General features: G+C 59.8%; 5 protein-coding genes. 1 reads left to right on the forward strand and 4 read right to left on the reverse strand.

The window, feature by feature from the left end; translation table 11 throughout:
- Positions 1-117: 117 nt before the first annotated feature.
- From QMX84_RS25545 to QMX84_RS25560, 4 genes are all read right to left on the reverse strand, one after another.
- Positions 118-978, reverse strand: coding sequence for an HlyD family secretion protein (locus QMX84_RS25545; RefSeq protein WP_282365086.1), 861 nt, complete (start codon positions 976-978; stop codon positions 118-120).
- 10 nt (positions 979-988) lie between these two features.
- Complete coding sequence (locus tag QMX84_RS25550) at positions 989-1,189, reverse strand: DUF1656 domain-containing protein (protein ID WP_048368258.1); 201 nt, start codon at positions 1,187-1,189, stop codon at positions 989-991.
- On the reverse strand, positions 1,179-3,365 hold the full coding sequence (locus QMX84_RS25555; RefSeq protein WP_262124576.1) for an FUSC family protein: 2,187 nt from the start codon (positions 3,363-3,365) through the stop codon (positions 1,179-1,181). Before QMX84_RS25555 ends, QMX84_RS25550 begins: the two co-directional genes overlap by 11 nt.
- A gap of 110 nt (positions 3,366-3,475) precedes the next feature.
- Positions 3,476-4,987 (reverse strand): efflux transporter outer membrane subunit, encoded by a 1,512-nt coding sequence (locus tag QMX84_RS25560; protein ID WP_262124575.1) that lies wholly within the window; start codon positions 4,985-4,987, stop codon positions 3,476-3,478.
- A 218-nt stretch (positions 4,988-5,205) separates the two neighbouring features.
- Here QMX84_RS25560 and QMX84_RS25565 point away from each other — a divergent pair, with 218 nt between their 5' ends.
- Positions 5,206-6,138, forward strand: a complete 933-nt coding sequence (locus tag QMX84_RS25565) for a LysR family transcriptional regulator (RefSeq protein WP_048368263.1) — start codon at positions 5,206-5,208, stop codon at positions 6,136-6,138.
- Positions 6,139-6,222 lie beyond the last annotated feature (84 nt).

The following is a 6,222-nucleotide window of genomic DNA, read 5'->3' on the forward strand; positions in this document are numbered from 1 at the left end:
AGCTTGTCTCGCGATCTTTTGATCTATTGCTCGCAGATAGCCATTCCGGCGTTTAAAGCCTTTTGGATAAAGATCAAAAGATCGCGAGACAAGCTCGCTCCTACACAGTTGTGCAGCTTATTTATCGGTTTGATCAACAATCACGGTGCAGGTGGTGCCCGCCGCCAGCAAGAAACCGTCCGGGATTTCGTCGATGTGGATGCGCACTGGCACACGCTGGGCCAGACGCACCCAGTTGAAGGTCGGGTTGACGTCTGCCACCAGTTCGCGGCTCTCGGGGTTGTCGCGGTCGTAGATACCGCGCGAGATGCTTTCTACGTGGCCTTTCAACACTTCGCCGCTCATCATTTGCAGTTCTGCGGTGTCGCCAACGCGAATGTGCGGCAGTTTGGTTTCTTCGAAGAAGCCGTAGACCCAGAACGAATCTTTGTCGATTACGGCCATTTTCGGATCGCCGACCCGTGCGTAGTCACCCGGGTGAACGTTGAGGTTGGTCACATAGCCATCAACGGTGGCCACAACTTTAGTGCGCTTGAGGTTGAGCTTGGCCGCGTCCAGTTGCGCCTGCGCGTGCTGGTAATCGGCCAGGGCTGAATCAGCAACGTTGCTGGCGTCATCACGGTTTTCGCGGGAGATCACCAGGTTGTCCATGTCGGCCCGGCGACGGGCGTTCTGCTTGCGCATCTCCCAGGTGGCCTTGCGTGAAGCCACCAGCGACTCGGCCTGTTTGACAGCAATTTCGTAGTGTTCCGGGTCGATTTCCAGCAGTACATCGCCCTTTTTCACCAATTGGTTGTCTTTGACCGGCACGTTGACCACGTAGCCGTTGACGTCTGCGGCCACGTTGATGATGTCGGCGCGGACCCGCCCGTCGCGGGTCCACGGGGTGTTCATGTAATGCTCCCAGAGGGTGCGGCCGATCCATATCGCAAGGGCCAGAACCAGCAAGGTGGCAAGCAGGCTGAAGAACTTTTTCATCGGATCAGTCTCAACGGTAAACAGTGAGCGCCATGGCGCCAAAAAGACAAATGAACAGGCTCAGGCGCAGCAGCGCCGGGTGCCAGAAGAAGCGGTACAGGTCGTAGCCGGAAAACAGTCGGTCAAAGCCCCATGCCAACCCCGCCGCGATAAAAAACATCAGGGTCATGGTGGGCATGTAGACGCCGTGGAAGGCGATTTCACGAGGCATGTTCTAGTCCTTGCGGCTGGGCAAAGTGAGCCAGCGGCGATTGCGGGTCGAGCAGGGAGGTACGAATAAAGTGCAGGTAGCTTTGCACCCGGACCAACGCCGAGGTGTCGAAGTTGCGCGCAAAGGGTTCGTCGGCGGCCTGCACCCGGCTGATGGCGTGATCGACCGCAATCAGCGCGCGCTCAAGGTTGTTTTCGCTGGGGGCGATAAACAAACGCACCAGCGAACGGCCCATCACGCGGATGGCTTGGCGCCAGGGCTGCGATTCGGCATACGCCGGGTGAATCGGCAAAATTGCCTGTTCTTTACGCAGCTCAATGATCGCGTGGCCCACTTCCAGCACTACAAACATCCAGCGCAGCAGTTCGCGTTGCACTTTGGGCTGACCGGCGGCCAGGCCATACGCCTGGTGCATCAGGTCGCGGGTACGGCTTTCGAGGCTGGAGCTCAAGCCGCGCAACTTGGCGCTGATGGCATACACCACTTGTTCACGCAGGTCTTGTTCCAGACGGCTCCACAACCAGTGGCTGTTGGGCGGCAGAATGATTGCCCCGGCCGCCGCGCACACCAGCATGCCCATGACCATGGCGATGTAGTCGTTGATGAACTGGTACGGGTTGTAGATGGTCAGGTTGTCAGGCACCGAACCGGTGCTGAAAAAGATCAGCAAGCCAAGCCCGACGCCCACGTAGTTGGCCCGCGAGGTGAGGAACGAGCCGAACACGATTACCGGGGTCAAGACCAGGCACAGCAGCGGGAAACCGTCGATGTGCGGCAGCACAAAGAACATCTCGACAAAGCCCACTATCGCGCCGATAAAAGTCCCGCAGGCCATTTGAAAGGCCATGCGTTTGGGGTTGGGCGTGGCCGCTGACAAGCCGACGGTGGCGGCGGCAATCAGGGTCATCATCGCCCCGCTCGGCCAGGCCGTCAGCACCCAGTAAGTGCCCAGCACCACCAGGATAAAGGCCGCGCGGATCCCGGAAGCGGCCGCCGACCACCAGTTGGTTTGCGAGATAAAGGGTTGGTCCCAACGCTCGCGTTCGTGGGTGTGGTCGGCCAGCGACGCATGGGTCAGCGCGTAATTGTGCAAATCATCGACAAAGCGGAACAACAGTTCAAAGGCGGTGTTGAAGTCGAGAAACTCGGTGTCGCTGGGCTGGTTTTCCAGAAAGCTCACCCGCAGTGCGCGGACCTGGGCCGGCAGGCGAGTCTTGAACTCGGCCAACTGCTCGGCCAGCACCACGGCGTCTTTGTCGGTCAGGGAACGGCCTGAATAGGCCTCAAGCAACTGCGCGAGCAATTCCATCTCGGGCTCGACCACCGAAATCACCGAGCCCACGCCCCGCGAGCGCAACCGCGCCAGCAGTTGATGCAAGGCGTTGAAGCGCGTGGTCACAGCCATGAATTCGCTGTTGAGGCGGCTCAAACGGCCGCTGCGCCGACGCATGTGCGGGTCTTCGAAGACCGTCACGCTGCGCATGCCTTCCAGGCCCACGCTCTCGCCGATAAAGCGCACGTTGCTGGCTTCATAGGCTTCTTGGGTTGACTGGCCGCGCAGGCCTTCGGCGACAAACCCGGCAAACACACCAAAGCGCTTGTACAGCGCGTCATGCATCGCTGCCCCGGCGGTTTTCGGCAAGATCGCGGCGCTGACCACGGTTGAGCACAAAATGCCCAGCGAGATTTCCAGCACTCGCCACATGGCCGCCATAAACGCCCCATCCGGGTGCGCCAGGGCGGGCAGGCCCACCATGGCGGCGGTGTAACCAGCCAGGACGAAACCATAGGCGCGGAAGTTACGGCAACGCGCCGCACCGGCCGAGCAGATACCCACCCAAATCGCCAGCGAACCGAGAAACAGCACGGTGTTTTGCGCAAACAACGCGATCAGCGCCACCATCACTGCCGAACCGGTCAGGGTGCCTAAAAACCGGTAAAAGCTTTTGGCGAACACTTGGCCGCTTTGTGGCTGCATCACGATAAACACGGTGATCATCGCGGTACGCGGTTGTGGCAACTCCAGGCGCATGGCCAACCACAGGGTCAGAAATGCGGCAATCAACACTTTGAAAATATGCACCCAGGTCACGCCGTCGCTGCGTGCCCAGTCAAAAAAGCCTCGGCGCCATTCCAGCGAATACAGCCAGCGTACCGGGGCGGGCAAGTGGTTCATCTACAGGCTCTCAAAAGTGTGAAACCGGAACTCGTCGCAGGAGCGGCCGAAGGCTGCGATCTTTAAAAGATCGCGAGGCAAGCTCGCTCCTACAGGGTGGGGGCGCTGCGTCATTTATTGAACAAGGCCATAACCGCCCCAGGTTTGTTCGGCGCATAACGGTCGTCTTTGGGGACGTCGCTGCCTGCTTCCAGGCCGCCGCCCAATGCCGTCACCAATTCTGCGTGAGCACTCAGGCGCGCCGCCTCGACTTGCTGCTGGACTTCTTGCTGATGGAACAGCAGGGTCTGCGCGTTGAGCACATTGAGGTAGTCGGTGAGGCCGCGCTGGTAGGCGATCATGGCGATGTCATAGGTTTTCTGCGCCGCTGCCACCGACTCGGCCGCGAATACTTGCTGCTTGTCCATGGACTCGCGCTTGATCAACTGGTCAGAGATGCCTTTGAGCGCGTTGACCAGGGTCTGGTTGTACCGGGCCACCGCCAGGTCATAACCGCCCGATGCCGCGCCCAACTCTGAGCGCAAGCGGCCGCCATCAAAGATCGGCAAGGAGATCGCCGGGCCGACGTTGTAGCTCATTTTTTGCGCCGTCAAAAAACCCAGCGCGGTACCGCCTGTAGCCATAAAACCGAGGCTGCCGACCAAATCCACGTTCGGATAGAAATTGGCGTGGGCAACGTCGATACCACGGGCTTGCGCGGCCACTTCCCAACGGCTGGCAACCACGTCCGGGCGCTGGCCCAGCAACTGCGCAGGTAACGTCGATGGCAGTTTGAGCACCGTGTTCAACGCCAGGGTCGGACGCTTGAGACGTGCGCCCTCGCCCGGGCCTTTACCGGCCAACGCGGCCAGTTGGTTACGCGTCAGGGCGATTTCTTCTTCCAATGCGTCGATCTGGCGATGGGTTTCGGGCAGCGGCGCTTGCGCCTGGCTGACTTCAAAATGGGTGCCGATGCCACCGTCCAGGCGTCGCTGTGCCAGGTCGCGGATCTGCTCTTGCTGGTGCAGGGTCGATTCAACAATGTCGAGTTGCGCGTAGTGCAGCGACAACTGGATGTAGGTGCGGATCACATTGTTCTGCAACTCCAGTTGCGCCTGGCGCGCCTCGGCCACGCTCATGTGGGCCATGTCCACCGCTTGCTCGGTGGTATTGCTCTCGCGGCCCCACAGGTCCAGGGCAAAACTGAAGCCTAACTGGGCGTTGTTGTCCCACGTATTGGCGCTGTCCAGACCACCGGGGCCATAGAACTGGTCCGACGGCCAGCCATGTCGTTTGAGCGCCGCCGTGCCATTGACTTGCAGGGACTCGGCAGACTCGGCCACACCAGCCATGGCTTTGGCCTGCCGCACACGGGCGGCGGCGATTGCCATGGTCGGGCTACCCTGTACAGCCAGGCTGATCCAACTGTCCAATTGCGGGTCGCCATAAGCGTGCCACCATTGGGCTGTGGGCCAGTTTGCGTCTTGCGCGGCGCTTTTAATCGCCTCGTCAGTGGCCAGGGTATTGGCATTGAGCATTTCGCCCTTGGGGGCAATGCCGCCGAAACCGATACAGCCATTTAATGCCAACGATAAAGCCAGAACACTGAGGGCTTTAAGCTCTCTGCTGATGCGACGCTGCACTGCTGCAAATTCCTGACATGAGGGGAGGTTTTTCGAGATAGATAAGTCTATGGCTTGGCAGGGGCAACGATAAGCTGGCATAACTGTGATTCTTTATTACCGTTCACAGAATAATCCGTAAGTCGCATGAGATCCGCTCAGTAAATCCTGAAACTTCATGTCACAATTTGTCGCTGTCTCCTTTGTTGCTGTCCCCTATACCGCCCTGAGAGCACTTCATGGACACTTTGCAAAACATGCGCGCCTTCAGTTGCGTGGCCGAAGCCGGTAGCTTTACCGCCGCGGCCGCCATGCTGGACACCACCACCGCTAACGTCTCGCGCGCGGTCTCCAACCTTGAGGCTCACCTGCAAACCCGCTTGCTCAACCGCACCACGCGACGCATTGCCCTGACCGAAGCCGGCAAGCGCTATTTGCTGCGTTGCGAGCAAATTCTGGCGTATGTCGAAGAAGCTGAAGCCGAGGCCAGCGATGCGCACTCGCGCCCGGCCGGGCAACTGAAGGTGCACACCATGACCGGCATTGGCCATCACTTCGTGATCGACGCCATTGCCCGCTACCGCAAGACTCACCCGGACGTCACCTTCGACCTGACCCTGGCCAACCGCGTGCCGGATTTGCTCAACGAGGGCTACGACATTTCGATCGTGCTGGCCACCGAATTGCCGGACTCGGGGTTTGTGTCCCAGCGCCTGGGCATCACCTACAGCATTGTCTGCGCCTCCCCTGACTACGTGAAAGCCAACGGCAAAGCGCTCAAACCCAGCGATTTGCTCAACCACGCCTGCCTTCGCCTGGTCAGCCCGGTGATTGCCCTGGACAAGTGGGTGTTCGAAGGCCCGGAAGGCCAGGAAATGGTGTTGATCAATTCGTCGCCGTTTTTGGTCAACTCGGCCGATGCCATGCGCAACGCGATCATCAGCGGCATGGGCGTTGGCGTATTGCCGCTGTACTCCGCCATCGAAGGCCTGCGCAACGGCACGCTGGTGCGGATATTGCCGCAGTACCGTTCGCAAGAGCTCAACCTGTACGCCATCTACCCGTCGCGCCAATACCTGGATGCGAAGATCAAAACCTGGGTCGAGTTCCTGCGCGGCACGCTGCCCGAAATACTCACCGCGCATCAGGTAGAGCTGGCTACGTACAGCTAAGGCGAACGGTGGGAGCGGGCTTGCTCGCGATGCAAGCAATGCGGTCTTTCTGGATACGCTCAGCGCTCCTATCGCGAGCAAGCC

The organism is Pseudomonas sp. PS01297 (assembly GCF_029959305.1).
Classification (GTDB): Bacteria; Pseudomonadota; Gammaproteobacteria; order Pseudomonadales; family Pseudomonadaceae; genus Aquipseudomonas; species Aquipseudomonas helleri.